This window comes from Mycobacterium sp. ZZG (genome assembly GCF_054786995.1).
The window spans coordinates 1-2,367 of record NZ_JBTBFV010000134.1 but is presented as its reverse complement, the minus strand read 5'-3'; the positions used below and the strand labels follow the sequence as shown (position 1 = coordinate 2,367).

The 2,367-nt window shown below is 56.0% G+C and carries 4 protein-coding genes; all 4 read left to right on the top strand.

All coding sequences use genetic code 11. From position 1 onward, the window contains the following. The first annotated feature begins 143 nt into the window (after positions 1–143). The 4 genes from ACXMYJ_RS28940 to ACXMYJ_RS28925 are packed head-to-tail and all read left to right on the top strand — an operon-like array spanning position 144 to position 2,209. Positions 144–305, top strand: a complete 162-nt coding sequence (locus tag ACXMYJ_RS28940) for a DUF1800 family protein (protein WP_460359531.1) — start codon at positions 144–146, stop codon at positions 303–305. Further along, positions 305–976, top strand: a complete 672-nt coding sequence (locus ACXMYJ_RS28935; protein WP_460359529.1) for a DUF1800 family protein — start codon at positions 305–307, stop codon at positions 974–976. Before ACXMYJ_RS28940 ends, ACXMYJ_RS28935 begins: the two co-directional genes overlap by 1 nt. 10 nt (positions 977–986) lie before the next feature. Next, the gene (locus ACXMYJ_RS28930; protein WP_460359528.1) at positions 987–1,139 is read left to right on the top strand and encodes a twin-arginine translocation signal domain-containing protein; all 153 of its coding nucleotides are present in this window, start codon (positions 987–989) and stop codon (positions 1,137–1,139) included. Positions 1,140–1,177: 38 nt separating this feature from the next. Continuing rightward, the gene (locus ACXMYJ_RS28925; RefSeq protein WP_460359530.1) at positions 1,178–2,209 is read left to right on the top strand and encodes a DUF1501 domain-containing protein; all 1,032 of its coding nucleotides are present in this window, start codon (positions 1,178–1,180) and stop codon (positions 2,207–2,209) included. The last annotated feature ends 158 nt before the right edge of the window (positions 2,210–2,367 follow it).

The following is a 2,367-nucleotide window of genomic DNA, read 5'->3' as shown; positions in this document are numbered from 1 at the left end:
CTTCCGCACGTACGCCACCGCACGAACCTACCCCGATTAGTACCCCAAAACACCCACCAGCCAGAGCAACGCTGCAGGTCAAGCGACTACAGAATGTGAGAATCAGCCAAGGTGTCCAAACTCAGGTAGGAGACTTCCGCACGATGGCACACTCCATGCTCACCGATGCAGCGATGGTGCGGTGGTTGGACGGTCAATCTAATCGGGTGAGGTCGCCTAACGAAAACCTTGCACGTGAGTTCCTGGAGTTGTTCGCGCTCGGCCATGGTAACGGTTATACCGAACAGGATGTAGCACCACGTTAGTGAGCAAACGCCGTGACACCGGAGCCAAGAAAGTGCTTGGCGTTGTTGGGGATTTGGATGCAGATGGCTTTTGCGATGCAGTACTTTCCCATCCTAATTCGGCACGGTTCATTGCGGGTCGGCTTTGGCAGCAATTGGCTGCAGACTCGCATTTACCCCCGAAGGCGACAATGGACCGCCTGCTGCGAGCTTACGGGCCAGATATGAATCTTGGAGCGCTCACAAAAGCGGTCCTGACCGACCCGCACTTCCACAAACCGTCGTCGACAGTGATTATCGGGCCTGTGGAGTGGTTGATCGGGCTACACCGAACCGTTCGTGTGCCGATTGATACAGAGAAAAAGGTCAAGAGGACGGTCTCTGTGCTCAAATCACTCGGACAATTGCCCTTCTATCCGCCTAGCGTTGGCGGTTGGCCGGGCGGCCAGACGTGGCTCTCGGCCGCTGCTGCTGGAATCCGTCTTCGCACCGCTGCGAGGGTGATAGACGATGACGGCGACATCAGCGTGGTAGCAGAGGCCGGTACCAGCGACCGACTTGATGCTGTTGGTTACCTTCTGGGTGTCGGTCACTGGTCCAATAGCACCGCGAAGGCCCTCAAACCACTGAGCAAAGATCCTTCTTCGCTCGTCGCTGCGGCAGTGAACTCGCCGGAGTACCTGGTGTCTTAAAGGAGATTGCATGTCTACGCTCAGCCGTCGAGGATTTCTGAGAGGCTGTGCCGGTATCGGCGTCGCTGGAGCCCTCGCGGCAGCCAGTACTCTTACCTGGACCGAGTTAATGCATGCGCTCGGGCCTATCCACTCGACCCAGATACAGGCATTCTGGTCATAATTTCGTTGTACGGCGGGAATGATGGCATAAACACGTTGGTGCCTCTCGCCGACGACGCTTACCAGGATGCCCGCCCGGAGCTGGCATATGATCCGGACGAGCTCATACAGTTGGATCCTGAATTCGGTCTTAATCCAGCTATGCCAGGCATGGCGGAAATGTTTGAATCGAAAACCCTAGCAATAATCCGGGGTGTTGGTTACCCGGAGCCGGATCGTAGCCACTTCCGCTCCATGGATATATGGCAAAGCGGGTCGACGGACAATGGCGTGGAAAGTGGGTGGATCGGACGATGGCTGGACTCATCACCCGATGATCCCCTACGCGTACTAAACATCGGATCGGTGCTTCCAAGGCTTGTTGTCGGCGAGAAGACGTCCGCTGCTGCGTTTTCAACGCAGGTTGTTCCACCGAGAGGCACCGCCAGCTTCATCGAATCGCTAGCTTTATGGGATCCGGAGGACAGTCGGCCAATGGCAGCTGTTCGCGACTCCTACAGAGCGGTGCCTATAGTCGCAGACGCCTTATCGCCCTTATTTGCCGATGTGGATGACGGTGGTCCGGAAAGCGAAACGGGACCCAACAGCAACGGCTTAAATGTTCAGCTAAATACCGTTGCGCGGTGCATCGCAGCGGGTGTTCCAACAAGGGTCTACAGCGTATCGCTCGGCGGCTTTGATACACATGCGGACCAGCGCGACGATCACCAGAGGCTGGTCGGCGTCCTTGATAAAGCGGTGACTCGCTTTATCAAGACGATTCGTAATAATACCGCTGGAAAAAATGTAGTTTTAATGGCTTACTCGGAGTTCGGGCGCCGGGTGGAAGCAAACGCATCAGATGGCACTGATCACGGCACAGCTGGCCCTGTCTTTATCGCTGGTGATCGCGTCCGCGGCGGTTTCTATGGAGACGAGCCCAGCCTCAGTGACTTGGAAGACGGAGATTTGAAAATCACGACTGACTTTCGAAATATTTACCACGAGTTGATTGAGTATACGCTCAGGTCAGACCCCGAACCGGTCCTAGGTACTGGAAGCAAGAATCTCGGCTTCTTAAAACGTGACTGATTTGGAAATGATGGCTGATATCTGGGTCCCTAAGTGTTGACCGTCCCTCTGTGTGACGACCACGGCGGGGGTGATCGTCATTGAAGTTGTCGAAATCCCGGGTCGGGGACGGCGGTCGTCTGCATCATCAGCGTGCCCACGAACGGACCCCGCGCTGG

Coding starts and splice junctions, on each gene's coding strand:
- ACXMYJ_RS28940 (WP_460359531.1), top strand. CDS start 144: ATGGCACACTCCATGCTCACCGATGCAGCGATGGTGCGGTGGTTGGAC.
- ACXMYJ_RS28930 (WP_460359528.1), top strand. CDS start 987: ATGTCTACGCTCAGCCGTCGAGGATTTCTGAGAGGCTGTGCCGGTATC.